The organism is Curtobacterium sp. PhB146 (assembly GCF_004342995.1).
GTDB lineage: Bacteria > Actinomycetota > Actinomycetes > Actinomycetales > Microbacteriaceae > Curtobacterium.
On record NZ_SMBN01000001.1, the window covers coordinates 1,648,888 to 1,675,242 of the forward strand.

General features: G+C 71.3%; 22 protein-coding genes. 12 read left to right on the forward strand and 10 right to left on the reverse strand.

The window, feature by feature from the left end:
* Positions 1-479: 479 nt before the first annotated feature.
* Positions 480-2,606 carry a DEAD/DEAH box helicase gene (locus tag EDF33_RS07925; RefSeq protein ID WP_165901102.1) on the forward strand — a complete coding sequence of 709 codons (2,127 nt, stop codon included), beginning with the start codon at positions 480-482 and terminating at the stop codon, positions 2,604-2,606.
* A gap of 149 nt (positions 2,607-2,755) precedes the next feature.
* Here the strand turns inward: EDF33_RS07925 and EDF33_RS07930 are convergent, their stop codons facing one another.
* On the reverse strand, positions 2,756-3,028 hold the full coding sequence (locus EDF33_RS07930) for a mycoredoxin (RefSeq protein WP_132099674.1): 273 nt from the start codon (positions 3,026-3,028) through the stop codon (positions 2,756-2,758).
* Between the two features lie 68 nt (positions 3,029-3,096).
* On the opposite strand from EDF33_RS07930, the gene EDF33_RS07935 reads away from it, so the two are divergent.
* The 3 genes from EDF33_RS07935 to EDF33_RS07945 are packed head-to-tail and all read left to right on the forward strand — an operon-like array spanning position 3,097 to position 5,785.
* Positions 3,097-3,423, forward strand: a complete 327-nt coding sequence (locus EDF33_RS07935; protein WP_123293946.1) for a helix-turn-helix transcriptional regulator — start codon at positions 3,097-3,099, stop codon at positions 3,421-3,423.
* Positions 3,420-4,259: a hypothetical protein gene (locus tag EDF33_RS07940; RefSeq protein ID WP_132099675.1), complete on the forward strand. Its 840-nt coding sequence runs from the start codon at positions 3,420-3,422 to the stop codon at positions 4,257-4,259. Before EDF33_RS07935 ends, EDF33_RS07940 begins: the two co-directional genes overlap by 4 nt.
* On the forward strand, positions 4,256-5,785 hold the full coding sequence (locus EDF33_RS07945) for a CYTH domain-containing protein (RefSeq protein WP_131878577.1): 1,530 nt from the start codon (positions 4,256-4,258) through the stop codon (positions 5,783-5,785). The genes EDF33_RS07940 and EDF33_RS07945 overlap by 4 nt, the downstream gene beginning before the upstream one ends.
* Before the next feature lie 95 nt (positions 5,786-5,880).
* On the opposite strand, the gene EDF33_RS07950 is transcribed toward EDF33_RS07945, so the two are convergent.
* Positions 5,881-8,025, reverse strand: coding sequence for a S9 family peptidase (locus EDF33_RS07950; protein ID WP_132099676.1), 2,145 nt, complete (start codon positions 8,023-8,025; stop codon positions 5,881-5,883).
* Positions 8,026-8,034: 9 nt separating this feature from the next.
* Complete coding sequence (locus tag EDF33_RS07955) at positions 8,035-9,447, reverse strand: Fic family protein (RefSeq protein ID WP_132099677.1); 1,413 nt, start codon at positions 9,445-9,447, stop codon at positions 8,035-8,037.
* Between the two features lie 74 nt (positions 9,448-9,521).
* Here EDF33_RS07955 and EDF33_RS07960 point away from each other — a divergent pair, with 74 nt between their 5' ends.
* Positions 9,522-10,721 carry an amidohydrolase gene (locus EDF33_RS07960; RefSeq protein WP_111084558.1) on the forward strand — a complete coding sequence of 400 codons (1,200 nt, stop codon included), beginning with the start codon at positions 9,522-9,524 and terminating at the stop codon, positions 10,719-10,721.
* Positions 10,722-10,832: 111 nt separating this feature from the next.
* Here EDF33_RS07960 and EDF33_RS07965 read toward each other — a convergent pair whose 3' ends face one another.
* Entirely contained in the window at positions 10,833-11,723 is an 891-nt protein-coding gene (locus tag EDF33_RS07965) for an aminodeoxychorismate lyase (RefSeq protein ID WP_132099678.1), read from the reverse strand.
* 63 nt (positions 11,724-11,786) lie between these two features.
* Positions 11,787-12,137: a tryptophan synthase subunit alpha gene (locus EDF33_RS07970; protein ID WP_123294181.1), complete on the reverse strand. Its 351-nt coding sequence runs from the start codon at positions 12,135-12,137 to the stop codon at positions 11,787-11,789.
* Positions 12,138-12,201: 64 nt separating this feature from the next.
* Between EDF33_RS07970 and EDF33_RS07975 the strand changes: the two genes are divergently transcribed.
* Entirely contained in the window at positions 12,202-12,720 is a 519-nt protein-coding gene (locus tag EDF33_RS07975) for an 8-oxo-dGTP diphosphatase (protein WP_159573127.1), read from the forward strand.
* A gap of 22 nt (positions 12,721-12,742) precedes the next feature.
* Here EDF33_RS07975 and EDF33_RS07980 read toward each other — a convergent pair whose 3' ends face one another.
* The 3 genes from EDF33_RS07980 to EDF33_RS07990 all read right to left on the reverse strand — a co-directional run bounded on the left by EDF33_RS07980 (position 12,743) and on the right by EDF33_RS07990 (position 16,556).
* Positions 12,743-13,030, reverse strand: a complete 288-nt coding sequence (locus EDF33_RS07980) for a hypothetical protein (RefSeq protein WP_111084562.1) — start codon at positions 13,028-13,030, stop codon at positions 12,743-12,745.
* 229 nt (positions 13,031-13,259) lie between these two features.
* Positions 13,260-14,816 (reverse strand): ABC transporter permease, encoded by a 1,557-nt coding sequence (locus EDF33_RS07985; RefSeq protein WP_132099680.1) that lies wholly within the window; start codon positions 14,814-14,816, stop codon positions 13,260-13,262.
* Positions 14,817-14,867: 51 nt separating this feature from the next.
* Positions 14,868-16,556, reverse strand: a complete 1,689-nt coding sequence (locus tag EDF33_RS07990; protein ID WP_132099681.1) for a sodium:proton antiporter — start codon at positions 16,554-16,556, stop codon at positions 14,868-14,870.
* Positions 16,557-16,673: 117 nt separating this feature from the next.
* Between EDF33_RS07990 and EDF33_RS07995 the strand changes: the two genes are divergently transcribed.
* The 3 genes from EDF33_RS07995 to EDF33_RS08005 all read left to right on the forward strand — a co-directional run bounded on the left by EDF33_RS07995 (position 16,674) and on the right by EDF33_RS08005 (position 20,031).
* Positions 16,674-17,930 carry an inorganic phosphate transporter gene (locus EDF33_RS07995; protein WP_123938824.1) on the forward strand — a complete coding sequence of 419 codons (1,257 nt, stop codon included), beginning with the start codon at positions 16,674-16,676 and terminating at the stop codon, positions 17,928-17,930.
* On the forward strand, positions 17,930-18,226 hold the full coding sequence (locus EDF33_RS08000; RefSeq protein ID WP_123293936.1) for a hypothetical protein: 297 nt from the start codon (positions 17,930-17,932) through the stop codon (positions 18,224-18,226). The genes EDF33_RS07995 and EDF33_RS08000 overlap by 1 nt, the downstream gene beginning before the upstream one ends.
* 314 nt (positions 18,227-18,540) lie before the next feature.
* Entirely contained in the window at positions 18,541-20,031 is a 1,491-nt protein-coding gene (locus EDF33_RS08005) for an aspartate ammonia-lyase (protein WP_132099682.1), read from the forward strand.
* A 30-nt stretch (positions 20,032-20,061) separates the two neighbouring features.
* Here the strand turns inward: EDF33_RS08005 and EDF33_RS08010 are convergent, their stop codons facing one another.
* Together EDF33_RS08010 and EDF33_RS08015 are read right to left on the reverse strand one after the other, a co-directional pair.
* Positions 20,062-21,147 carry a YihY/virulence factor BrkB family protein gene (locus EDF33_RS08010; RefSeq protein ID WP_131878596.1) on the reverse strand — a complete coding sequence of 362 codons (1,086 nt, stop codon included), beginning with the start codon at positions 21,145-21,147 and terminating at the stop codon, positions 20,062-20,064.
* A 237-nt stretch (positions 21,148-21,384) separates the two neighbouring features.
* Entirely contained in the window at positions 21,385-22,704 is a 1,320-nt protein-coding gene (locus tag EDF33_RS08015) for an MFS transporter (protein WP_132099683.1), read from the reverse strand.
* Positions 22,705-22,773: 69 nt separating this feature from the next.
* On the opposite strand from EDF33_RS08015, the gene EDF33_RS08020 reads away from it, so the two are divergent.
* The 3 genes from EDF33_RS08020 (at position 22,774) to EDF33_RS08030 (ending at position 26,298) form a co-directional block, all read left to right on the forward strand.
* On the forward strand, positions 22,774-23,145 hold the full coding sequence (locus tag EDF33_RS08020) for an FKBP-type peptidyl-prolyl cis-trans isomerase (RefSeq protein ID WP_123293932.1): 372 nt from the start codon (positions 22,774-22,776) through the stop codon (positions 23,143-23,145).
* Positions 23,145-23,981, forward strand: a complete 837-nt coding sequence (locus EDF33_RS08025; RefSeq protein WP_132099684.1) for an aldo/keto reductase — start codon at positions 23,145-23,147, stop codon at positions 23,979-23,981. The genes EDF33_RS08020 and EDF33_RS08025 overlap by 1 nt, the downstream gene beginning before the upstream one ends.
* Positions 23,982-24,054: 73 nt before the next feature.
* Positions 24,055-26,298: an AAA family ATPase gene (locus EDF33_RS08030; RefSeq protein WP_243692389.1), complete on the forward strand. Its 2,244-nt coding sequence runs from the start codon at positions 24,055-24,057 to the stop codon at positions 26,296-26,298.
* Positions 26,299-26,355 lie beyond the last annotated feature (57 nt).

Consider the following 26,355-nt stretch of genomic DNA (forward strand, 5'->3'; position numbering starts at 1 on the left):
TCGGCGGGGTGGACGCGACCGGCGTCGGACGGGAGGCGCGTGGCGGGCCCGCACCGTGCCTCCCGGCCGGCACACGGGGCATTCCAGGAGGCGCGACGCGCGCGGGCGACGCGGAGTCGCCTCTGTCGGGGGTCGGGGAGTAAACTGAGCGCGCACGCACCGCGTTCCCGCGTGCCGCGTCGATTCCGGACGCAGCCGTCGATCACTTGATCGACGCGGGAACCGGGCCGTGACCGCCCCGCGGGGGCGTCACGTGCGTGTGACGACGCCGGATCCCGGCGCGGACCGTCGCACCCGGCGCCGAGCAGGCGCTCGCGGTGGAACGGTCCGCGGGACTCCACCGGACGTCCCGAAGCGGGGACCGGCGATGCGGTGGGCCACGGTGGCCCGCAGCCGAACCGGAGCCGTGTCAGGCCCCGGTGCAGGACTTCCGCCCCACGGGCGGCTCGCCCCGATGCGTGGGCGGAACAGGAGGAGCGTTGGCTCGATCAGGCACCCGGCGAGCTGCCGGCGGGACGCGGACCGCGTCACGTCGGACGAGGCCGCTGGACAACGACGGCGTGATCCCCGTCCTCGCCCGCGCGGTGCGCGAGGTCGAGGCGGCGGCGCAGCGCGGACCGCTCAAGGCGACGAACCGGACGAAGTTCCAGGCCGTCGCACTGCTCATGCGCGAAGAGCGCGCACGGGTGAAGGGCGACACCGACCTCACCGACTCGCAGCGCGCCGAGCAGCTCAAGCGGCTCGACGGCGTGGCGACGATCCTCGCGAAGACCGCGGCCCGCGACACAAGCGTCATCCAGCTGCTCGCGGAAGAGGTGCAGGTCTCCGAGGCGACCCGCGCCGTCAAGCGCGACATGATGATCGCCGGCGGCATGGAGCTGCAGCCGGAGGACCTCGTCATCGCGGCCGAGCCCACCCCGGTCGCCGAGACCCCGGTGCGCGCGGTCACCCCGCAGGCGGTCGTGCAGCGTCAGCTCGCCAACCCGTTCCTGCCGCCGGACTTCGCACTCGCCGACCAGCCGGTCGCGCACCCGCGTCGCCTGGCGAACTGGGAGCTCTTCGGTCCGCTGTTCAAGTCGTTCGAGTACGGCGCAGGCGGGGGAGCGGCGACGATGCCGCTGCCCGAGCCGACCTCGCTGCACTCCCGCTCCGGCACCACGCTGATGAAGCACCAGGCCGAACTGGTCGCCGCCGCGTCGCAGGGGCACCGCACGTTCCTGCTCGCCGACGAGCCGGGCCTCGGCAAGACGGCGCAGTCACTGCTCGCCGCCGACGCCGCCAACGCGTTCCCGCTGCTCGTCGTGGTGCCGAACGTCGTCAAGACGAACTGGGCGCGCGAAGCCGAGCGCTGGGTGCCGAACCACCGCGCCACCGTCATCCACGGGGACGGCAACGACCTCGACGGGTTCGCCGACATCATCATCGTGAACTACGAGATCCTCGACCGGCACGCCGGCTGGCTCGGGGGCTTCGGCTTCAAGGGCATGGTCGTCGACGAGGCGCACTTCATCAAGAACAAGGACTCGCAGCGCGCCCGCTTCGTGCTGCAGATCGCCGACCGCATCCGGCAGCGCACCGCAGCACCGCTGCTCATGGCGCTGACGGGCACCCCGCTCATCAACTCGGTCGAGGACTTCCGCACCATCTGGGAGTACCTCGGCTGGATCGACGACAAGAAGCCCCGCGCGAAGCTCATGAACGAGCTCGAGGAGATCGGCTTGACGCCGGCCGACCAGGGCTTCTTCGTCGAGGCCCGCCGTGCCGTGATCGACCAGGGCATCGTCCGACGCCGCAAGGTCGACGTCGCCGCGGACATCCCGGCCCGCCGGATCGCCGACATCCCCGTCGAGCTCGACGGCGACGAGGGCCGCTCCATCCGCGACGCCGAGCGCGAGCTCACCGCGAAGCTCGTCCGCCGGTACCACCAGGCGCTCGACGCCCGCACCGGGCAGGACCCGGTCGTCGGCATCGACCACAAGCTCGTCCGGCAGGTCGCCCGCTGGGAGCTCGAGGACCAGGACGCCTCGTCGACCGGTGAGAACGTGTTCTCGATGGTCCGGCGCATCGGCCGCGCCAAGGCCCAGCTCGCAGCCGACTACGCCGCGCAGCTCGCGTCGAACGTCGGCAAGGTCGTGTTCTTCGCGAAGCACCTCGACGTGATGGACCAGGCAGAAGAGGTCTTCGCTCGACGGGGCCTGCGCACCGCCACGATCCGCGGCGACCAGACGGCCACGCAGCGCACGGCGCAGATCGACTCGTTCGTGAACGACCCCGACGTCGCCGTGATCGTCTGCTCGCTCACCGCCGCCGGCGTGGGCCTGAACCTGCAGGTGGCGTCCAACGTCGTGCTCGCCGAGCTGTCGTGGACGAGCGCCGAGCAGACCCAGGCGATCGACCGTGTGCACCGCATCGGGCAGGAAGAGCCCGTCACCGCGTGGCGCATCATCGCCGCGCAGACGATCGACACCAAGATCGCCGAGCTCATCGACTCGAAGGCGTCGTTGGCCGCCCGCGCGCTCGACGGCTCGGACGAGGAACTCGTCGACTCCGGCGACATCCAGCTCGACGCGATGGCCGCACTGCTGACCGAGGCGCTCGGGGGCTAGTTCCGGGGCTGTTTCGGCCGCAAAACACCGGTGTTCGCACTGCGAACCGCGTCATGCGCGTGTTCGGAGCGGGAACACCGGTGTTTTTGCTGCGTTGCTGCGTTGCCGCGTTGCCGCGTTGCTGCGTTGCCGCGTTGCTGCGTTGCCGCTCAGATGCGGGACTGCACCTCGGCCAGCGACGGGTTCGTCGCCGTGCTGCCGTCGGGGAACACGAGCGTCGGAACGGTCTGGTTGCCGCCGTTGACCTCGGTGACGAGTTCCGCCGTGCCCGGGGTCTGCTCGATGTCGACCTCGGTGAAGGGCACGCCGGCCTTCGTCATCTGGTTCTTCAACCGGGCGCAGTAGCCGCACCATGTGGTCGTGAACATCGTGACGCCGCCGGCTTCGGGGGTGAACTGCTCGCGGGTGATCGTGTCGCTCATGGCGCCAGGCTAACCCCGCTTTCTGGACGCCCTTGACGCGCTTATCCGATATAGCTAGGTTAAGCCGCATGGATCCGATCCAACGCATCACCGCCCCGACGCTCGACGTGCTCGACGCACTGCTGACCGTCGACGGCCCGGCATGGGGGTTGCTCGTCATCAAGGCCACCGGGCGCCAGGCCGGCACCGTCTACCCGATCCTCGAGCGACTCGAGCGGCAGGGGTGGATCACGTCGTCGTGGGACGACGAGACCAGCCGGCCGGGGCCGCGTCGTCGGCTCTACGAGTTCACGCCCGACGGGGTCGACGCCGCGCGCGACCTCGTCGCCGCGCGTCCGTCCGCCGCGACGCCCGCTCGTCCGGCTCGCTCAGCCCACCGGCCGGTGACCTCGTGAGCGCGCTCGACCGGATGCTCGTGGGGGTCGCCGTCGCGGTCTCGCCCGCAGCACACCGTGCCGCCCGCCGCGAGCAGTGGCTCGCCGACGTGCGCGATGCCCACGAACTCGACCTCTCGCCGACCGCACTCGCGTTCGGCGCGTTCACCACAGCGCTGTTCCACCGACGCGCCGGCCACCGTTCCACCTGGGGGGACACCATGACCGCACTGCCGACACCCGTCCGTTCTGCACCGCACACCATCCGCACGATCCCGGTCCTCATCGCGCTCGCGGTGCTGTCCTACGTCGTCTCGGTGGGCGTCCTCGCGCTCCTGCAGCGGTACAACGGCCTGCCGGAGGCGCGCCTCGTCTTCGACATGGTCGGGATCGGGCTCGCGGTGGTGCCGGGCGCCGCTCTCGCAACGAGCGTCCTGCTGGTGTCGGACGTCGCACGCCGCCGCCGGGTCCTCGGTGCCGTTGCCGTGTTCGCCATCGCCGCAGTGTGGTGGGCGATCACGAGCGGTTCGCTCAACGTCCCCGTGTACGTCCCGGTCCAGGTCGGCGTCATCGCGGCTGGGCTGCTCGCGGTCTGGCTCGTGGTGCTCCGCCGACCGGTGTGGACGTACTCGCTCCTCGTCCTGCCCGTCGTCGCTGCCGTACTGGTGTTCCCGCTCGCAGAAGCAGCGAACGGCTCGGGGATCCCGTACTCCGCGATGGCGCTGGTGTCGTGGATCGGGCAGCTCGTCCCGTTCCTGGTCGCCGTCGTCGGAGCCGTGGTGGCGTCACGGTTCTCCACCGATGCGCCCGCGGTGGTCGAGGCGCACGGTGAAGCCCTGGTAGACAAGACCGTGTGAGTGACACCCACCTCGAGATCGAGCGCACCTACGACCTGCCAGAGGGCGGTGCCCTGCCCGACCTCGTCGGTGCCGGTGGCATCCTCCGCACCGAGCACCAGGAGCCGTTCGAGCTCGATGCGACGTACTGGGACACCGAGCGGTACGACCTGGTGGCGGCGCGGGTCACGGTCCGCCGGCGGACCGGTGGCCCCGACGCCGGGTGGCACATCAAGCGCTCCGAGTCGGACACGGTCCGCCACGAGCAGCACTTCCCGCTGACCGACGACGCCGACACGGTGCCGACCGAGGTCCTCGCGGCGCTCTTCACCGAGCGCCGCGGCCGTGGCCTGCGCCCCGTGGTCCGCATCTCGACCACCCGCACCGTGACCCGCCTGCTCGACGAGGACGGCGACCAGGTCGCCGAGCTCGCCGACGACCAGGTGACCGCGCAGCGCCTCGACGACGACGCTCCCGAAACGCCGCGCACCTGGCGCGAGGTCGAGGTCGAGGCCGTCGCCGACGTCGACCCGCAGGTCGCGCACGAGCTCTTCGCGGTCCTCGACGCGCGCTTCGCGGCCGTCGGCGCCGGCCCCGCCGCCGTCGCGTCCAAGCTGGCACGCGGGCTGGCAGGAGCACCGGCACCGCGCCTCCAGACCGAGGAGAAGCCGGACAAGGGCACGACCGCACGCGTCCTCGCGAAGCGACTGCGGAAGCTGCGCGCTGCGCTGCTCGGCCAGGAATCGCGGCTCCGCTCCGGCGACGCGGCCGACCTCCGGCAGACGGCTGAGACCGCCCTCGAGATCGCGTCGATCCTCGGCGCCTACCGTCCGGCGTTCGCCGCCGGCGACACCGTCGACCGCGCCGCCGAGGCGGCCGACGGCCTGGCTGCCGTGACCGCGCGCGCAGCACTCAACGAGTACCTCATCGACCGGTTGCCGCGCGCGTCGACCCCGGCGCAGGACGACCTGGTCGACTCCATGACCCGCGAACGCATCCTGGCCTCGACCCGTGAACGCCGCGACCAGTCGGTGCGGGACGTCGTCGCGTTCGTGCACGGTGAGCCGTTCCTCGAGCTGCTCGACGCGCTCGACGACGCCGTCGAACGGCCGACCCCGACCGAGTGGTCGCTCCGATCGCCGAAGAAGGTCGCGCAGGACGTCGGCGCCGTCGTGAAGCCGCACATCCGCGAGCTCGTCCGGGCCGCGGTCGCCGACGACACCTCGGACACCGCCGCCGAGCGCGAGGCCGCCGACCGTGCGACCACCGAAGCCGCCTGGCAGGGCACGATGCGGGCGCGGATGGCGATGGACGTCCTCGGCGACGACGCGTTCCCGCACGCGCTCTGGAAGCGGATCGGCAGCGCGGCCGACGTACTGACCGAGCGGGTCCGATCGCTGCACGCCCTCGACGCGCTGCGGACCAACGCGGCGATCGCCGAACGCGGTGGCGAGGGCACGTTCGGGTACGGCGTGCTCGCGGGGGACCGGGTGCGCCTGGCCGAGGAGTCCTACGACGAGGCGGTGCACGCGCTCAACCGCGTGTGAGTCGCAGGGCGCGGGCGCGGGCGCGGGCGTTCGCTTCGTGAGCAGAAATGGTCGGGTGCCTGAGGGCAACCCGACCATTTCTGCTCACCAAGTCATCAGGCGGCGGGCGCCTCGTCGGCCAGCCCGAGCACGTCGAGCAGCCAAGCGAGCTCGAACGCTCGCTCCTTCCACGAGGCGTACCGACCGCTCACGCCACCGTGGCCCGCGGACATCTCGGTCTTCAGCAGCACCGGCGCCCCGACCTCGCGCAGCTTCGCGGTCCACTTCGCTGGCTCGACGTAGAGCACACGGGTGTCGTTGATCGACGTCACGGCGAGGATCCGCGGGTACTGCACGTCGTCGCGGACGTTCTCGTACGGGGTGTACTCGCTCATGTAGCGGTAGACCCCGGCGTCGTGCAGCGGGTCGCCCCACTCGTCCCACTCGATGACGGTCAGCGGCAGGTCGGGGTCGAGGATGCTCGTGAGCGCGTCGACGAACGGCACCGCGGCGACGATCCCGGCGAACCGGTCCGGTGCGATGTTCGCCACCGCACCCATCAGGAGCCCGCCGGCGCTGCCGCCCTCGGCCACGAGCCGGTCCGCGGTGGTGCGGCCGGACTCGATCAGGTGGTCGGCGACCGCGACGAAGTCGGTGAACGTGTTCTTCTTCGTCAGGGTCTTGCCGTTCTCGTACCAGTGGCGACCCATCTCGCCGCCACCGCGCACGTGAGCGACCGCGAAGACGACGCCGCGGTCGAGCATCGACAGGCGCATGACGCTGAAGCCCGGGTCGATCGAGTGCTCGTACGAGCCGTAGCCGTACAGGTGGAGCGGCGATGGGGTGTCCGCGTCGACGGCGTCGCGGCGCCAGACGAGCGAGATCGGCACGCGGGTGCCGTCCGACGCGGTGGCCCAGTCACGCTCCTGCGCGTAGTCGGCGGGGTCGTAGCCGCCGAGCACCGGCTGGCGCTTCAGGACCGTCACCTGGCCGGTCGCCAGGTCCAGGTCGCTGACCTCGGACGGGGTGACGAACGAGGTGAACCCGATGCGGAGCGTCGGCTGGTCCCACTCGGGGTTGCCGCCGAGCCCGGCCGAGAACAGTGCTTCGTCGAAGGGGACCTCGTGCGCGTCGCCGTACCCGTCGCCCTCGATGGGGATGATCGCGATGCGGGGGAGCGCCTCGGAGCGGTACTCGAGCGCGAGGTGCCCGGCGAAGGCGTCGACGGACTCGATGCGGCGCTCGGTGTGGTGCGCCACGACGACCCGGCGGTCGCGCTCGGACGTGGGGTCGTCCGCGGGGACGTCGACGAGCTCGAAGTTCTCGGCACCGTCGTTGTGCAGCACCAGGAACCGGTCGCTGCCGCCGACGATGGCGTGCTCGATCTCGTACTCGACGCCGTCGCGTCGCGGCCACACGACCTGGAACTCGCCGGTCGGGTCGGCGGCGTCGAGCACCAGGGCCTCGGACGTGATCTTCGACCCGAGCTCGATGACGATGTACTGCGACGACCGGGTGACGCCGACGCCGACCCAGTAGCGGTCGTCCGGCTCCTCGAAGACCAGGACGTCGTCGGACGCTGTAGTGCCGACGGCGTGCCGCCAGATCTTGTCCGGACGCCACGACTCGTCGACCGTCGGGTAGAAGACGTAGCGGCCGGCCGGGTCGAAGGTCGCGCCTGCCCCGGTGTTCGGGATGGCGTCGCCGAGGTCGGTGCCGGAGGCCAGGTCGCGCACGTGCAGGGTGTACCGCTCGTCGCCCTCGACGTCGATGCCGTAGACCAGGCGGGTGCCGTCGTCGCTGATGTCGTAGGTGCCGAGGGAGAAGAACTCGTGGCCGTCGGCCAGGGCGTTGCCGTCGAGGACGACCTGCTCGCCGGGGAGGGTCGACTCGCCCTCGACGACGGCCGGCGGGGTCCAGTCGTCCGGACCGGCGATCGGCGCACGGCAGTGCACGCCGTACTGGCTGCCCTCGGCCGTGCGGGTGAAGTACCACCAGCCGCCCATGCGCACCGGCACCGAGAGGTCGGTCTCCTGGACACGGTTCTTGACCTCGGCGAAGACGCGGTCGCGCAGCGGGGCGAGGTGGTCGGTGGCGGCGTCGGTGTAGGCGTTCTCGGCCTCGAGGTAGGCGAGGGTGTCCGGCGACTCCTTGTCACGCAGCCACTCGTAGTCGTCGACGAAGTCGATGCCGTGGTGGGTCCGCGTCACGGGCCGCTTGGCGGCGGTGGGCGGGGTGGCCTGGGAGTGCTCGGTGCTCACCGTCCCACCCTATGCGCACGGCCCCGTGGCGAGCCGGGCGTCACGCCGCCCGGAACCGGTCGCGCCGCGTCCGCCGGCCGCCCCGTCCGGAACCGGTCGCACCGCGTCCGCCGACCGCCCCGCCCGGAACCGGTCGGACCGCGTCCGCCCCGCCACCCCCGCGCGGACCCGCTGCTCGAAGGCCTCGAGCTCGTCCACGACGGCCGGTGCGACCCAGGCACGGTCACGCCGCCGCTCGGTGACCGGACGCAGCACCCCGGCGTGGACGAGTTCTGCGGCCACGCAGCCGGCCAGGTCCTCGTCGGCCGGTCCGTCGTCGACACCGGCGAGGAGGTCCTGCAGCCGGGTCTCGGTCAGGACCGGGTCGTCGGAGAGCGCCCGCCCGACGACGGCGTGGGCGCTCGTGGCACACGGACCCGCCATCCGGTCGGCCGCGTGCTCGTCGAGCAGCAGGGCGGTCACGGTCGCCTCGTCGCACACGGTGCCGATGGCGATCGCGACGTCTGCCACGAGGACGTCCACGACCCCGTCGCGGTACCGCGCGAGGTGCCGGAAGTACCGGCCCCGATCCGCTGCGAGCGCGGTGGCGATCGGCGCGGTCACCGTCGTCGTGACGCCCCGGCGTCGCAGCACGGCGCTGATCAGCGCACGTCCGATCCGGCCGTTGCCGTCGGTGAACGGGTGGATGGACTCGAACTGGGCGTGCCCGATCGCGGCCTGGGCGATCGGGTGCAGGTCCGTCCGGTGCTGGAACGCGAACAGGTCGGCCGTGAGGGGCGCGACGAGCTCCGGCGGCGGCGGGACGTACGTCGCCAGCCGCGGGGTGTCGCCGCCACCGATCCAGTTCTGGACGCTGCGGTAGCGCCCGGCGTACCGCCCGTCGACCGGGTCGTCGCGCATGAGCAGCCGGTGCGCCTCGAGCAGCGCGGCCTCGGTGATCACGCCCGTGTCCGCTGCCGCGACCAACCCCTCGATCGCTCCGGCGGCGCGGACGACGACGGTCGCACTCGGGTTCGCGCGGATGCCCACGAGGGCTCGGGCGCAGTCGTCGAGCGACGCGGACTCGTCCTCGATCCGCGACGAGGCGACGGCCTCGGTCCGACCGATCACCGACCCGAGCGGCGCGAGCCGGGAACCGTGGTGGACGTCGAGCGACCGGAGCGCCGCGGCTGCGCGGTCGAGCAGCGCCTCGGTCCGGGCGTCGGGCACCCACCGAGCACGAGCGATCCGCGGCGGCAGCGACACGCGGACGGACGTGGTCATCCGGTCGGCGCGGGAACCCCGGTGGGCGCTGCGCCACGGACGCTCCGCGCTGCCGTGCACGGGCCATCCGCGGTGCACGAGCACGCCGCTGTGCGCGGTCTGGCCCCCGAGCGCGGTCGAGCCGTCGTGGACGTCCGGGGTCTCGTTCCGATGCACCATGCCGGGAGCGTAGGGACCCCCGGACGCCCGACGCCAGGAATTCGTATTTCGCCGGTCCGCGTAGCGTTGGTGGCATGAGCAACTCCTTCGCGATCACCGGTGCCCACGTCGTCCCCGTCTCCGCCCCCGCCTTCGACGGCGGCGCGGTCGTCGTCGAGGACGGCCGCATCACCGCGATCGGCCCGGACGTCACACCGCCCCCGGGGATCACCGTCGTGGACGCAGCCGGTGCGTGGCTCGTCCCCGGGTTCGTCGAGTCGCACGGCCACGTCGGCATCCACGAGGAGGCGAACGGCGAGGCCGGCAACGACACGAACGAGATGACCGGCCCGAACATGGCCGGGGTCCGTGCGATCGACGCGATCGACATCGACGACGAGGGCTTCCGCGACGCGCTCGCCGGGGGCATCACGAGCATCGTCGTGAAGCCGGGGTCCGGCAACCCGATCGGCGGCCAGACCGTCGCCATCAAGACCTGGGGCGGGCGCACCGTCGACGAACAGCTCATCTCGGACTCGGTGAGCATCAAGAGCGCGCTCGGCGAGAACCCGAAGCGGGTGTACGGCGGCAAGGGCCAGACGCCGTCGACGCGCCTCGGCGTCGCGAAGATCATCCGTGACGCCTTCGTCGAGGCCCAGAACTACCGTGCCGCCCGTGACGCCGCCGCCGCGAAGGGTGAGCCGTTCGCGCGTGACCTGACGAAGGAGGCACTCGTCCGGGTCCTCGACGGCGAACTCGTCTGGGACCAGCACACCCACCGCCACGACGACATCGCGACCGCCATCCGGCTGTCCGAGGAGTTCGGGTACCGACTCGTCGTGAACCACGGCACCGAGGCGCACAAGATCGCCAGCCTGCTCGCCGAGAAGGACATCCCGGTCATCTACGGCCCGCTGTTCACGAGCCGCTCGAAGGTGGAGCTCCGTGACCGCGGCATCCCGAACCTCGCCACCATCGCCGCCGCCGGCGTCCGGGTCGCGATCACCACCGACGCCCCCGTCGTGCCGATCGGCATGCTCGTCGACCAGGCCACCGCCGCGGTGAAGGAGGGACTGCCCGCCCAGACCGCGCTCGAGGCGCTCACCGTCAACCCGGCCGAGTTCCTGGGCTTCGGTGACCGTGTCGGTCGGCTGGCCGTGGGCCACGACGCCGACCTCGTGCTCTGGGACGGCGACCCGCTCGACGCGACCAGTCGCGCGACACGTGTCTGGATCGACGGCCGCCAGGTCTTCGAGTGGGCGGACGGCGTCGGCGTCACCACCCCGCGCTGGTAGCGGGGGAGAGCCGGGAGGCCCGGATCGCGACGTGCCCGCACGTCGCGATCCGGGCCTCCCGTCCGTGGCGCCGGGGGCGCTGGGTGGTGACGGCCGGCGGACCCGGCCGGCTCAGACCTCGCGCGCCAGCAGGAACTCGTTGATGCGGTCCGTCAGGTCCGCGTCGACCGCACGGGCGTCGCCGTTCACGGAGCGGATCGGCGCCGCCTGCCGCACGCTCGACACGAGCCAGAGTGCGTCAGCGGCATGCAGGTCGGCGAGTGTGACGAGTTCGTAGGCGGTCTCGATGCCCTCCTGCTCGGCGAAGCGGAAGACGTCGGCCTGCGTGGTGCCGGCCAGGATCCCGATGTCGGTGCGCGGTGTGACGAGCCGGTCGCCGACCTTCAGGATCAGGTTCGCGCGCGTGCCCTCGAGCACGTAGCCGTCGCTCGACACGAACAGGGCGTCGTCGGCACCGCGCCGGCCAGCCTCGCGCAGGGCGGCCATGTTGACCGCGTACGACAGGGTCTTCGCGCCCTGCAGCAGCCACGGCGAGGTGCGCTCGACGTCGTGTCGGTAGCCGCGGTCCAGCACGACGACGGAGATGCCCTCGGTGCGCGCGGCGGTCGAGTCGACGGACGGTGCGGCGTACACCCAGCCGGTGGGTCGGTCGGTGCCCTCGACGCCACGGGTCAGGACGGTCTTCGCGAAGGCCTCGCGGACCGGGTCGAGCCGGGCGCAGACGGCCTCGATCGCCTGCCGCCAGGCGTCTGGGTCCGGCGCGGGCAGGTCGAGCATCGCGGCGGAGCGGCCGAACCGGTCGAGGTGCGCCTCGAGGGCCTGCGGACGACCGTCGACCACCGTGATCGTCTCGAACACGCCGTCGCCCCGGGTGATGCCGAGGTCCTGCACCTGCAGGTGCTCCTCGAGCGGCTTCGCCCAGGTGAAGGCGTCCGCTGCGGGGTCGTGCGGCGCGGCGTCGCGGGAGGGCTGGTTGAGGATCGCGAGCACGGTTTCGGTCATGCGCCCATCCAACCGCACGCGCGTTCGCGTGCGTTGTGCGTGGGCGCGCTTCGGGCGTGGGCGTCAGCTCGCGTCGGGCAGGGCGCCCATGAGCTTCCACACCGCCTGGGTGAGCTCGGGGTGCTGCAGTGCGATCCGGCGCAACCGGTGGTACTCCTCGCCGAGGACGGTGCCCTGACCGGACGCGGGGTGCATCGACCACTGGGCGTGCCGCTTGCCGATCGCGGCGTCGAGGTCGACCGCGTCCGCCCGGAGGATGAGCACGACCTGCTCGTCCACCGTGGGGAGCGTCGGCATGAACTCCCACGGGTCCTCGCCCTGGCGGCTCCGGTGCTCGACGAGCATCGAGATCTCCTCGGCAGCCTCGGCGCGCAGCACTTCGAGGCTGCGCCCGGTCCTGCGGGGCTCAGCCATGGTGCCCTCGCAGCACGCCTGCCATGGGAAGAGCGTACGACACATCTTCGGCCAGACTGGACGGGTGACCCCGCGCGACGAGAGCAAGTCCCAGCACCCCCGAGTGGTCGTCGTCTACCTGCTGCGCGACGGCGCGAGCGGGCCCGAGGTGCTGCTCGGGGAGAAGCGCCGCGGCCTCGGCACCGGCCGGCTGGTCGGCCCGGGCGGCAAGCGCGAGCCCGGTGAGACGGCGGTCGAGACCGCCGTGCGCGAGGTGCGCGAAGAGGTCGGCCTGCGTCTCGAGACGGTCGACCTGGAGGCCCGTGGCACGTTGGACTACCGGTTCCCGTACCGGCCGTCCTGGTCCCAGGTCTCGGACGTCTTCGTGTGCCGCCGCTGGCAGGGCAGCCCGTCGGGCTCCGACGAGCTCGAGCCGCGGTGGATCCCGGTCGCCGACGTCCCCTACGAGGCGATGTGGGACGACGCGAAGTACTGGCTGCCGGCGGTGCTCCGTGGGGGTGCGGTGCGTGCACGCTTCACGTTCGCCGACGACGACGCCACGGTCGCGGGCTTCACCGGGACGGGTGTCGAGACCCCCGCGTAGAGCGGGTCAGCGGGTCAGCAGATCAGCGGGTCTGCTGGGTGCGGGTGCTGCCGGTGCGTGCTTCCTCGGCGGCGGCGATGACCTCGGCGTCCCCGCTGCGACCACCGAGGGGCCGGACGAAGAAGTCGATGATCCCGAACACGATCGCGCCGACCATGGCGAACATCGCCCAGCCGACGAAGAGCCCGGCGGTGTTCCGGCCGTCGGCGGGAGCGAGCACGATGCTCGCGACGTAGAAGCCGACCGTCAGCACGAGGAGCACGACGACGACGGTGACGAGGACGCGGTGCCAGGTGATGCGGGGGTTCATGCCCCCAGGATACGCGCCGCCGACGCCTCACCGGTCCGCGTGCCCGCACGGACGATGCACGTGCATCATGCGACAGAGCACGCGTTGTTCGACTGGTGCATCGTCGGAACATGCGCACGCAGTCGATGCATGTGCATCATGCGACAGAGCACGCCTCGTTCGACTGGTGCATCGTCGGAACATGCGCACGCAGTCGGTCTGCGCGAGCGGCGCGATCGTCAGGAACGAGCTACCGGTCCGCGTGCCGGCCGTGCGGGGGCTCGTCCCCGGCGTCGACTCGGGCCGACGTGTCGGACCGAGCCGACGCCCTGGAGCCCTCGGTGCGCGGGACGGGACGCGTGCGCGGTCCGGTCCCCGCGCCTCCCGGCCGCTGCACGGGGATGCGGCCGGTGGGGGTGGTCTCGGTCTCGAGGCCGTCGCGTCCGCCGGTGAAGACGTCACCGCCGACGCGGGCGTCCTCCCAGTCGTCGTCGCTCAGGACGCTGAGGGTGCCCGTCTCGGTGGACTCGAGGCCGTGGCGCTCGAGCTCGGCGTCGCGTTCCTTGCCGAGGAACTCACGGTTCGCGGTGTTGGCGTCCTGGAACATCGTCGTCCGCCCCGTGACGATGGCGCGGATGCGTCGGCGCTCCCACCACTTCTTGCCGAAGTACATGAGCACGAGGCCGACCGCGGCGTAGCAGCCCATCGTGATCAGGCCACGGGCCGGGCCGGGGCCGACGCCGTAGATCTGGTGCTTGATCATGTCGACCATGCTCGACCCGACGACGACGTTGTTGAGCCAGGCGAACGGCTCCGGCATGAACCACTTCGGGTACGCCCCACCGGACGACGGCATCGACAGGAAGACGAAGCAGATCATGGCGGGGGCGGCGATGAACCGGCCGACGAAGTAGCTCAGCCCGTTGACGGCGAGACCGATCGCGACGATCCACCCCCACGCGATGAGCACGAGCTGGATCCAGTGGCCGTGGATGGCGCCGACGACCGGACCGGCGAGGGTGTTCGTGATGAGGGAGATGACGAGGCCGCCGACGACGATGACGGTCATGCGGGTGCGATGCCGGAGCGGGCCGCCCATGATCCCGATGAACATCGCGACCATGTAGCCGCCGATGCACCAGGCGAGCATGACGTACATCGGGACGGTGCCGTACTCGTCCCACGCGGGCAGGGGAGCGAGCTCGGTGATCTTCGGGGTCGCGACCCCGATCCCGGTCAGGACCGCGGTCAGCGTCGCCGGTACGAGGCTCGCGACCTGGAACTGGTGGGCGCTCGCCTTGAAGAACTCGTTCGTCGCGGGGTCGTACGCGACCGCCATCGAGCCGGCGATGACGTCACGCTTCGCCGCGGCCAGGGAGTCGTAGGTGTGGAACACGAACTCGCCCGGCAAGGCCTTCTGCACCGCAGCGACGAGTGTCGGGTCGCTGCCGACCAGCGCGATCGGGACGTCGTGCGGGTGCGGTGCGTGGAACGCGAAGACGTAGCAGAGGCAGAAGCCGACGATGAAGAACAGCGGCATCCAGAGCTGCAGGCCGATGAGCTGGAGCGAGGGGTGCAACGTCGAGTACCAGCGGCGGTACGCACCGTGCTGCTGCGGTGCCGGCACGGGTGCCTGTCGGCGCGGAGCCGGTCGGGTGGAACCGGCGACCTTCGCGCCGCGACGGGGCTTGGTCCCGCGGGCCGAGGGCCGGGTGCTGCGTGGCTTCGGCGCCGACGTCGGCCGGGACCCTCCGGGACGGTCCGGGGTGTCGTCGTTCCTGTTGACGTCGTTCCGCGGCGTGCTCACTCGGCGCTGTGCTCCTGTTCTCGGACGGAGCGCCAGGATACGCCGAGGCCCTCAGGAGCGGCTGCGTGACGCCTGCGCCGAGTCCATCGCGAGTTCTTCGGCGTCGAGGGTCACGAGCACGCGGCGCATGACCTCTTCGTCGAGGTTGCCCTTCTCGCGCTCCTCGAGCACGATCTCGCGTCGTCGGTCGAGCAGCTCGCGCCGGATGTCCTGGATCTGCGAGCCACGCAGGCGCATCGGGGCGTTGCGCTCCTCGACCTCTTCCTCGAGGGCGTCCTGCCGGAACGTCTCGACCTGCCGCTCGAGCCGTGCCTTCAGCCGGTTCACCACGGAGTCGACGGCGACGGCGCCGTACTGCTTCGACCAGTCCGGCCGTCGCTTCTCGAGCAGCTCGATGGCGGCCTCGGTCGTGCGCTGGTTCAGCCGCATCTCGCTCCGGACGTCCTCTTCGCCCTCGGCCGGGTCCTGCACCTTGAGTGCACGGATGACGAAGGGCAGGGTCAGGCCCTGCAGCAGCAGGGTGCCGACGGTCACGAAGAACGCGATGATGAAGATCGTGTCCTGTGCGGGGATCTGCGTCGGGCTCGCGACCACGGACACCGCGGCGGCGAGGGTCACCACGCCGCGCATGCCGGTCCACGAGATGACGGTGAGCTCGCGCCAGTTGAGCTTCGGCTCGGCCGTCCCGCGCATCCACCGCAGTGACGGGTGGCCCCGGGAGAGCTTGATGCGCAGCGGACGGAGCCATCGCCCGTTGAAGCGGTTGCGCACGTACGACTCGAAGACGAAGAGGGGCCGCACCAGGATCACGACGCCGAGCACCACGGCCGCGGCGGTGAGTGTCTGGCCGAGACTCCGTTCGCTCTCGACCAGGTCCTGCACCACGGTGTTGAGCTGCAGGCCGATCAGGGCGAAGACGAAGCCCTCGAGGATGACGTCGATGCTGGTCCACAGCGGGCGCTCCTGCAGGCGGGTGGCGTAGCCCTCCTTCGGCGAGTTGTAGCCGATGTACAGGCCGGCCGTGACGACCGCGATGACGCCGGAGCCGGACAGGTCCTCGGCCAGGATGTACGCGACGAAGGGCAGCAGGATGCTCATGATCGTCTCGACCACGGGGTCGTTGAGCCGCATCCGGATCCAGTGCACGACGACGCCGAGCACGATGCCGACGGCCAGGCCGACGCCGATCGCCAGGCCGAAGATGCCGAGGTCCTGCCAGACGGTGAGCGACGTCCCGGCGATGATCAGGGTGAACACGCGCACCAGGGTCAGGGACGCGGCGTCGTTGATCAGGCTCTCGCCGGACAGCACCGTCATCACCCGGCGGGGGAGCCCGAGCTTGCGACCGATCGCGGCGGCGGACACGGCGTCCGGCGGGGCGACGATCGCACCGAGCAGGATCGCCGCGGGCAGGGTCATGTCCGGGATCAGGAAGTACGCCACCGCGCCGACCACGAGTGCCGTCACGATGACCAGGAAGATGCCGAGACGCCGGATCTGCTTGATCGACGTCCGGAAGCTCTGCCACGACACGTCGAGCGCCGCCGAGTAGAGCAGCGGCGGCAGGATCACCGTCAGGATCACCTCGGAGTCGATCTCCATCGCGGGCAGCCCCGGCAGGAACGACGCGGCGAGCGCGACCGCCGTCACGAGCAGGGGAGCGGGGAGTCCCTTCGCCCGTGCGAACCCGGTCACCGCGAGCGATCCGACCAACAGGATGAGGAGCTCGACGGTGTCCATGGGACTCATTCTCGCATCGGCATGGTTCCGAATCTGAACGAGTCTGAAGCTCCGGTGAACAGCAGGTTGCCGATCAGGTTTGCTCCGGAGGCCGTCGATGGGGAACACTGGCCCGCGGTGGACATCACACTCATAGTCGTCCTGGTCATCGCGTTGGCCCTCTTCTTCGACTTCACAAACGGTTTTCACGACACCGCCAACGCGATGGCGACTCCGATCGCGACCGGGGCCATGAAGCCCAAGGTCGCGGTCACGGTCGCCGCGGTGCTCAACCTCGTCGGTGCGTTCCTCAGCACCGCGGTGGCGACCTCGATCTCGCACGGCCTCATCAACGAGGGTCCGGGCGGCGTCGCGATCTCACCGGAGATGATCTTCGCGGGGCTCATCGGAGCGGTCGTGTGGAACATGATCACGTGGCTCCGCGGGTTGCCCTCGTCGTCGTCGCACGCGCTGTTCGGCGGACTGATCGGAGCTGCGATCGTCGGCGCCGGGTTCCAGTCCGTCAACTACGTCGCGCTGCTGACGGTCGTCATCATCCCGGCCTTCGCGTCCCCGGTGATCGCGTCGCTCGTGTCGTTCCTGTCGACACGCATCGCGTACCGGATCACGAAGCGCCCGGTGTTCCCGAACGAGCGCGGTGGCTTCCGTGTCGGGCAGATCTTCACCTCGTCGATGGTGTCGCTCGCCCACGGCACGAACGACGCCCAGAAGACGATGGGTGTCATCACGCTGACGCTGATCGCCTCGGGGGCGCAGTCGTCGAACCAGGGCGTGCAGTTCTGGGTCGTCGTCGCCTGTGCCCTGGCGATCGCGCTCGGCACCTACACGGGCGGGTGGCGCATCATCCGCACGCTCGGGTCCGGCATCACCGAGATCCGGGCCACCCAGGGCTTCGCCGCCGAGGCCTCGACCGCCGCGACGATCCTGGCGTCCAGCCACCTCGGCTTCGCGCTCTCGACCACGCAGGTGTCCTCCGGCTCGATCATCGGCGCCGGGCTCGGCCGCCGCGGCTCGAAGATCCAGTGGTCCACCGCCGGCAAGATCGTCATCGCCTGGTTCATCACGCTGCCCGCCGCCGCAGCCGTGGGCGCGGTGGCCTCGGGCATCGCACGTCTGGGCGTCATGGGGCTCGTCATCGATGCCATCGTCGGCGCCGCCGTGATCCTCGGCCTGTACCTGTGGTCGCTCCGGAAGCCGCACGAGGGTGCCTCGGCCATCGAGGTCGACGTCGCCGCGAACGCCGTGTACACCCGCAAGGAACTGCGCGACCTGCAGCGCAAGAAGCGCGCCGACGCCGTCGCGGACCGCCGCGCAGCGCTGAGCCGCGAGCGCACGCTCCGCCGCATGGCCGCACGCAAGGGAGGCCGTCGCTGATGGGAATTGATTGGTTCGCGTTCGTCACCGTGGCGCTGGTCGCCGTGGTCTCGTCGTGCTTCGTCGTCGCCGTGTACTCCGTCGGTCTCCGGTTCTGGAGCGCCGCGGACACCCGCGCGGGCAAGTTCACCGTGAAGGACGACGGCACGATCGGCCCGGCGACCGCCGGGTTCCCGAACCCCGCCGGAGCGACGACCGCGGTGCGTGCCTTCCGTGCGCTCGCGATCCTCTGCTACGCGGTCTGCGGCGCCGTCGTGCTGTACGGCATCTACCTCATCGTCCCCCAGTTCCACTGACGTGGGGCGCGCGCGACGCGCGCTTCGTGAGCAGAAATGGTCGGGTGCGTTCCGGCGACCCGACCATTCCTGCTCACCATCCACGGGCACGCGATCGCTCGCGTCCACCGGACGGGAGGCCCGTGGCGGCCTCGCACCGCGCCTCCCGTCCGGCTGGGTGTGGGCGGCGCTGACGCGACGCGCGCTTCGTGAGCAGAAATGGTCGGGTGCGTTCCGGCGACCCGACCATTCCTGCTCACCATGTGCGCGCCCCCGCCCGGCACACCCCGAGCTCGCTCCCGGACCGGCCGGACGGACTGGGCTAGCCTCGACGTGTGACCGGCAACGAAGCAGCACAGGCCCCCACCGGGGCGCAGACCCGTACCGAGAGCGACTCGCTGGGGTCGCGCGAGGTCCCGATCGACGCCTACTGGGGCATCAACACCCTGCGGGCCCTGGAGAACTTCCCGATCACCTCGGTGCCGATCTCGGTGTACCCGGACCTCATCGAGGCGCTCGCCACCGTGAAGCAGGCGGCTGCGCGGGCGAACCGGGCGATCGGGGTCCTCGACGACGAGCGTGCCGACGCCATCGACCGTGCTGCGCAGGAGGTGCGGGACGGCGCCCTGCGTGAGCAGTTCGTCGTCGACATCGTGCAGGGCGGTGCCGGTACGAGCACGAACATGAACACGAACGAGGTCCTGGCGAACCGGGCCCTCGAGCTCCTCGGCCGCGAGCGGGGCGACTACGGGTACCTGCACCCGATCGACCACGTGAACCGCAGCCAGTCGACGAACGACACCTACCCGACGAGCATCAAGATCGCGATGATCTTCTCCGCCCGGCGGCTCATCGAGCAGCTCGAGCAGCTCTCCGCGGCGTTCGCCGAGCGCGGGAACGCCTTCGCCGACGTGCTCAAGGTCGGCCGCACGCAGCTGCAGGACGCCGTGCCGATGACCCTCGGGCAGGAGTTCACCGGCTTCTCGCACACGATCCAGGAGGACGCCGACCTGCTCCGCAAGGTCCTGCCGCTGCTGGCCGAGATGAACCTCGGCGCGACGGCGATCGGCACCGGGATCACCGCGGACCCGCTCTACCGCGACGAGGTCCGCCGGCAGCTGCAGGACGCCAGCGGCATCGACGTCGTGACGGCACCGGACCTGATCGAGGCGACGAGTGACGCCGGCGCCTTCATGACGCTGTCCGGCACGGTGAAGCGCAGTGCCGCGAAGCTCTCGAAGATCTGCAACGACCTGCGGCTGCTCGCGTCGGGGCCGCAGGCGGGACTCGGCGAGATCACCCTGCCGGCGCGCCAGGCAGGCTCGTCGATCATGCCGGGCAAGGTGAACCCCGTGATCCCCGAGGTCGTGAACCAGATCGCGTTCGCCGTGGTCGGCGCCGACACCACCGTGACGATGGCGGCCGAGGGCGGACAGCTCCAGCTCAACGCGTTCGAGCCGATCATCGCGCACTCGATCCTGCAGTCGCTGCAGTGGATGTCACGGGGCTGTGCGACGTTGCGCGAGCACTGCGTGACGGGCATCGAGGCGAACGAGGCGAAGCTCGCGGCGCAGGTAGACACGAACGTCGGGGTGGTCACGGCCCTGACCCCGTACATCGGCTACGCGGCTGCGGCGTCGATCGCGCACACGGCACTGACCACGTCGACGCCGATCTCGACGCTCGTCGTGGCCGCCGGCCTGATGGACGAGGACCAGGTGCAGCGCGTGCTGAGCCCGGCGCGGCTGTCCGGCATCGAGCTCGCGACCGGTGCGATCCCGGTGGTCACCGAGGAGATGCTGGACCGAGCGGCGCGCGAGCGCTGACGAGCAACCAGCGCGACCAGCGCGACCACCTCAGGGCATCGGAGCCTCGCCGACGCGTACCTGCTGGGCCACGTCGCGCAGGTGTTCCTGCGCCGGAGTCGGCTCGGCGTCCTCGTCGGCGGCGACCTGGGCCGCGGTGGTCCGGACGTTCCGCGCCGCGGCGATGTCGGCGTCCCGCCAGCGGGCGAGCGTGAAGTTGCGCGTGACGTCGCGCAGCGGCAACCGGATCGACTCGTCGGCCTCGATGCCGGCCAGGAGCTGCCGCATCCGGATCACCTCGGAGTCGAGCTCACCGCCGACCACGAGCACGAAGTTCGAGATGTACAGGTAGACGAGCAGCAGGATCCCGCCGCCGAGCCACCCGTACGCACGGTTCCCGCCGCCGATCGTCTCGACGTAGACGGCGAAGCCGAGGGTCGCGAGCGCCCAGGTGACGATGGCGAACGCGGCACCGGCGGACACCCAGCGCAGCTGCGGCGTCTTCACGTTCGGGGTCGCGTAGTACAGGACCGCGACCATCACGACCAGGTCGGCGGCGAGCACGGGCCACTTCACGACGTTCCACACGTCGTCGATCCACGGCGCCCAGCCGAACGACGCGACGATCGCCGCCGAGATCGTCGGGGTGCCGAGCAGGATCACGATCGCGATCGCCCCGCCCGCCATCACGAGCAGGGTCACGAGGAGCATCATGCTGCGGAACTTCCAGATCCGCCGACCCTCCTCGACCTCGTACGAGGTGTTCATCGCCCGCCCGAACGCCGTCGCGTACCCGGACAGCGACCACAGTGTCAGCACGACGCCGGTCGCGAAGCCGAGCCACGGGTTGTCGAGGGTCAGCAGCTGGCGCAGCGGGGTCTCGAGGTGCTGCGCCGTCTCCGGGCGCAGGATGAACCCGAGCACACCGATGATGTCGGCCAGGCTGTCGCCCTTGCGGTCGACGATCGACAGTGCGGAGACCACGGTCAGCGCGGTGGGGAACACGGTCAGCAGCGCGAAGAACGTCAGTGACGCGGCCGCGTCGACGACGCGGTGCCGGATGACCGAATGGTAGGTGCGCCGGACTACGGCGCGGACTCCCGTCCGCTGGAGGTCGCGCGATGCGCTGTCCGGCATGCGTTGTACGGTACCCGACACGTGACGTCACGCCGTGCCGTGGTCGCGCCGCGGTGCGGACGGGAGGCCCGTGGCGGCGCCGCCCCGCGCCTCCCGTCCGCCCCTGGTCGCGTCGACCCCGTCAGAGCGACACGATCCCGCCACGGTCTGCCGTCCGTCTCGCGAAAGCGACAGACGCCCGCGGAAGGTTCGCGCAGATCTGTCGCTTTCGCGGGAGGGCCTGCGGCCGCTCGCCGTTCAGTTGGCGTGGGGGTGCAGGGCGTCGTAGCGGCGGAAGGAAGGCACGAGGCGGAGGAGCAGCGCGACGAGCGCCACGATGAGCACGCCGCCGATGATCGGCGGGTACGCGATGCCGGCCGCGACGACCAGGCCCGCGTAGAGGTCACCGAGCCGTGGACCTCCTGTGACGACCACGATGAAGATGCCCTGCAGCCGGCCGCGCATGCCGTCCGGCGATGCCGCCTGCAGGATCGTGTTCCGGAACACCGAGCTGACGTTGTCCGCACCGCCGGCCGCCGCCAGGAACAGGGCCGCGAGGCCGAGCGCGGGCAGGATCCCGACCGAGAACGACTCGCCCGAGCGTCCGCCGAGCACGTGCGCGAGCGCGATGACGACGCCGAACGCCGCGATCGCTGCGCCGTACGCGGTGATGGCCCAACCGACCGCCTCGCCCTGGCGGCGCACGTGCCCGAGCGGTCCGGAGAAGACGCTCGACAGCAGTGCGCCGATCGCGTAGGCGGCCGTGAGGGTGCCCACGGTGATCGATCCGCCGCCGATGACGAGTGCCCCGATCGCGGGGAACAGGACGCGGGGCTGGCCGAACGTCATCGCGACGATGTCGAGCACGAACGTCATGGTGATGTTGCGCGACCTCCGCAGGAACCGCGCGCCCTCGACCAGGGAGCTCAGCCCCGGACGGAGAGCACCGTGGTCGGCCGCCATCCGCGGCAGCGTGAACACCCCGAGGAACGCGAAGGTGAACAGGACGACGTCGATCGTGTAGGTCGGCGCGAACCCGACGCTCGCGATCAGGACACCGGCGACGGCCGGTCCGACGGTGACCTGGAACCCGGAGGCGATCCCGCCCAGGGCGCTCGCCGCGGGCAGCAGGTCGGTGCCGACGAGTCGCGGGACGATCGCCGAGCGCGAGGCGTTGCTCACGGTCGCCGCGACGGCGTTCACGGTCGCCAGGACGTAGAGCAGTGCGACGCTGTGCAGTCCGAGCCACGAGTGCGTGGCGATGAGGGCGACCGCGACCCAGGCGATGATCGACGACACGAGCGCGACGGTGCGCCGGTCGAAGGCGTCGGCGAGCATGCCGCCGTACAGGCCGGCGACCACCATCGGCAGCAGGGCGATGACCCCCACGAGCGCCACGGCGAAGGTGGAGTGCGTGATCTCGTACACCTCGAGCCCGACCGCCACCGTGGTCATCTGCGTGCCGATGCCGGCGATGGCGGTGCCCGCCCAGAGCCGGGCGAAGGCGGGGGATCGGCGGAGCGGGGTGAGGTCGGCGAGCAGGCGGCGGCGCGGCGGTGCGGGAGTGGGTCGTGTCACGGTGGAACCATTCTGCGGCCTGGGTGGCCGTTGCGTCTGCCGTTGCCGCGCTCTGGTTGACTGGATCGCATGACTGACCTCAACAGCAAGCCCGAGTTCGACGCGCCCGAGGGCCCGGCCCCCACCGATCTCGTCATCACCGACATCGTCGAGGGCTCCGGCGAGGAAGCGTCCGCCGGCTCGACCGTCAAGGTGCACTACGCCGGCGTCGAGTACGAGACCGGCGAGGAGTTCGACAGCTCGTGGAACCGCGGTGAGCCCATCGACTTCCCGCTCGCAGCGCTCGTGCGCGGCTGGCAGGAGGGCATCCCCGGCATGAAGGTCGGCGGTCGCCGCAAGCTCGTCGTCCCGCCGGAGCTCGCCTACGGACCCGCCGGTGGTGGCCACTTCCTGTCCGGCAAGACCCTGATCTTCGTGATCGACCTGCTCGGGGTGCGCTGATGCAGGTCGGTGCACCGACCATCGAGCTGAACGACGGCCACCGGTTCCCGGAGCTCGGCCTCGGCACCTACGGCCTGAACGGCGACGAGGGTGCGGCCGCGGTCGGCACCGCCATCGCGGGCGGCTACCGGCTGCTCGACACCGCACTGAACTACGGCAACGAAGACGCCGTCGGCCGTGCCGTCCGCGAGTCCGACGTCGCGCGTGAGGACCTCGTCGTCACGTCGAAGCTCCCCGGCCGCCACCACGGCTACGACGAGGCGCACCGCTCGATCGACGAGACCCTGGGCAACCTCGGGCTCGACCACGTCGACCTGTACCTGATCCACTGGCCGAACCCGTCGGTGGACAGGTTCGTCGACACGTGGAAGGCGTTCGTCGACCTGCGCGACAGCGGCAAGGTCCGCTCGATCGGTGTCTCGAACTTCACCCCGGAGCACCTGCGTCGCATCATCGACGCGACCGGTGTCGCCCCGGCCGTGAACCAGGTCGAGCTGCACCCGTACTTCCCGCAGGCAGAACTGCGGAAGGTGCACCAGGAGCTCGGCATCGTGACCGAGAGCTGGAGCCCGCTCGCCGTCCGGTCGGAGCTCCTCACCGAGCAGCCGATCACCGACGCTGCAGCGGCCCACGGTGTGACCCCCGGACAGGTCGTCCTGCGGTGGCACGTCCAGCTCGGTGCCGTGCCGGTGCCGAAGTCGGCCGACGCCACCCGGCAGCGCGAGAACCTCGACGTGTTCGGCTTCGAGCTGACCGACGCCGAGGTGCAGGCCATCTCCGGCCTCGAGCGCGGCCGGCTGTGGGACGCAGACCCGGACACGCACGAAGAGATGTGACCGACGACCCTTCGGGAACTGCGGGCCTCCAGCGGGCAGTACACTGGATTCCCCTCTTCCCGAAGGGTTGCGTGTGTCCGAACCGACCGAGATCGACCGCGAGCGCGGCTACGTGGACGGCCTCTTCCGCCGTCTCGACGAGCTGACCGCCGAGGCCGAGCAACGTCTCGCCGAGACCCGTCGTCAGGCGGTCGGCGGGAACCACCAGAGCCGCAGCGAGCGCGACGCGTACGCCCGACTCTACGAAGACACCGTGGCGACGCTCGAGCGCGTGGGGGACCGTCTGGTCTTCGGCCGGCTCGAGGTCTCCGAGCCCGACAGCTCCGAGGACGCCTTCCGCTACATCGGCCGGGTGGGGCTGCGTGACGCCGACCACCGCCCGCTGCTGCTCGACTGGCGGGTGCCCGGTGCCAGCGCGTTCTACCAGGCCACCGCGGCGCACCCGATGGGGATGCGCTCGCGTCGCCACCTGTCGCTCGAGGGCCGTCGGGTCGTCGGCGTCGAGGACGAGGTGTTCGACGCCTCGCTCTACGACGACGAGCGCACCCACCTGCAGGGCGAGGGGGCGCTGCTGGCCGCGGTGACCGCCGAGCGCACCGGCCGGATGACCGACATCGTCGCCACCATCCAGGGCGAGCAGGACCGGATCATCCGTTCCCCGCTCGAGGGTGTCCTGATCGTGCAGGGCGGCCCCGGCACCGGCAAGACCGCCGTGGCGCTGCACCGTGCCGCGTACCTGCTGTACTCGTACCGCGAGCGGCTGCGGGGTTCCGGCGTCCTGATGGTCGGCCCGTCGCCGGCGTTCCTGACCTACATCGAACAGGTCCTGCCGTCGCTCGGTGAGACCGGCGTCGTGATGGCGTCGCTCGGTTCGCTCTACCCGGGTGTGCACGCGACGACGCACGACTCCCGCGACGTCGCCGCCGTGAAGGGCTCCGCGCAGACGGCTGCGCTCCTGCGCCGCGCCGTGCGCTCCCGCCAGGTGGTGCCGACCGAGTCGGTGACGCTCGACGTCGAGGGCGAGCGGCTCGTGGTGCCGCCGCAGCTCGTTGCCGACGCGATGAAGCGCGCACAGGACCGCGGCAAGCCCCACAACGCCGCGCGGGTGACGTTCAACAAGCTCGCGCTCGACGCGATGACCCGGCTGCTCGCCGAACAGCTGCGCGAGCGTGGGACGACGGTGGACGAGGCCGACGAGAAGGTCCTGCGCGAGGACATCCGGAGCTCGTACGACGCCCGGGTACTGCTCAACACCGCCTGGCTACCGCTGCCCCCGGAGAAGTTCCTCGAGGACCTGTACGCCCGTCCGAACTGGCTCGCCTCGCTGACCCCGGACTGGACCCCGGAGCGCCGTGCCCTGCTGCAGCGTGCACGCGGTGGTGCCTGGACGGTCGAGGACGTCCCCCTGCTCGACGAGGCCGCCGAACTGCTCGGCCCGTTCGACCCGACCGGCGGCGCCGCCAAGCGCGCGGCGAAGGCCAGCCGGAACCGCGACATCGAGAACGCGCGGCAGGCGATCGAGAACATGGGCGTCGAGGGCATCGTCACCGCCGAACAGGTCGCCGGCTCGTTCGCCGAGGGTGGCGACCCCCGCTCGACCGCGGAGCGCGCCGCCGACGACCGCGAGTGGACCTACGGGCACATCGTGGTCGACGAGGCGCAGGAGCTCTCGCCGATGCAGTGGCGCGTGCTCGCCCGCCGCAACCCGCTGCGCTCCTTCACGATCGTCGGCGACATGGCGCAGGGCTCCTCGCCCGGGGCCGCGCGCACCTGGGACGACGTGCTCGGCGCGCTCTCCCGCCGACGCCGTGGCCGGGCACCGCTCGTGCCGCTCGACCACCGCATCGAGCAGCTCACCGTGAACTACCGCACCCCGCGGTCGATCGTCGAGGCCGCAGGCGTGTTCGCCGACGGTGCCGGCCTGACCGTCACCCGCAACGAGGCCGTGCGCGACGGCGACCCCGTCGAGCGCGTCCGCGTCGCCCGCGCCGACCTGCTCGACACCGTCGTGTCGGTCGCCGACGCCGAGCGGTCGCGGATCGGTGCCGGCACCATCGGCGTGATCGTCCCGGAGTCCGAGGTCGACGCCGTCCGGCAGCGGCTCACGCGCACCGAGGCCGACGTGCGCGGGCTGGCCTCGCCGCACGCCGGGTCGCTCACGGTGCTCACCGGGGCGGACGCCAAGGGCCTCGAGTTCGACGGCGTGCTGCTCGTCGACCCCGACCGGGTCGGTGCCGACGCTGCGCGCCCGGCGGCCGCGGTCTACGTCGCGATGACGCGTCCGACGCGGCGCCTGACGGTCATCGACGTCGACTGAGGGGTCGCGTTCGCGCATCGCGCGGCCACTTCGTGAGCAGAAATGGTCGGGTTCGCC

Coding starts and splice junctions, on each gene's coding strand:
- EDF33_RS08000 (WP_123293936.1), top strand. CDS start 17,930: ATGGGAATTGATTGGTTCGCGTTCGTCACCGTGGCGCTGGTCGCCGTG.
- EDF33_RS07990 (WP_132099681.1), bottom strand. CDS start 16,556: ATGGACACCGTCGAGCTCCTCATCCTGTTGGTCGGATCGCTCGCGGTG.
- EDF33_RS07965 (WP_132099678.1), bottom strand. CDS start 11,723: ATGACCGAAACCGTGCTCGCGATCCTCAACCAGCCCTCCCGCGACGCC.
- EDF33_RS07935 (WP_123293946.1), top strand. CDS start 3,097: ATGGATCCGATCCAACGCATCACCGCCCCGACGCTCGACGTGCTCGAC.
- EDF33_RS07955 (WP_132099677.1), bottom strand. CDS start 9,447: ATGGTGCATCGGAACGAGACCCCGGACGTCCACGACGGCTCGACCGCG.
- EDF33_RS08020 (WP_123293932.1), top strand. CDS start 22,774: ATGACTGACCTCAACAGCAAGCCCGAGTTCGACGCGCCCGAGGGCCCG.
- EDF33_RS08025 (WP_132099684.1), top strand. CDS start 23,145: ATGCAGGTCGGTGCACCGACCATCGAGCTGAACGACGGCCACCGGTTC.
- EDF33_RS07960 (WP_111084558.1), top strand. CDS start 9,522: ATGAGCAACTCCTTCGCGATCACCGGTGCCCACGTCGTCCCCGTCTCC.
- EDF33_RS07970 (WP_123294181.1), bottom strand. CDS start 12,137: ATGGCTGAGCCCCGCAGGACCGGGCGCAGCCTCGAAGTGCTGCGCGCC.
- EDF33_RS07930 (WP_132099674.1), bottom strand. CDS start 3,028: ATGAGCGACACGATCACCCGCGAGCAGTTCACCCCCGAAGCCGGCGGC.
- EDF33_RS08010 (WP_131878596.1), bottom strand. CDS start 21,147: ATGCCGGACAGCGCATCGCGCGACCTCCAGCGGACGGGAGTCCGCGCC.
- EDF33_RS07980 (WP_111084562.1), bottom strand. CDS start 13,030: ATGAACCCCCGCATCACCTGGCACCGCGTCCTCGTCACCGTCGTCGTC.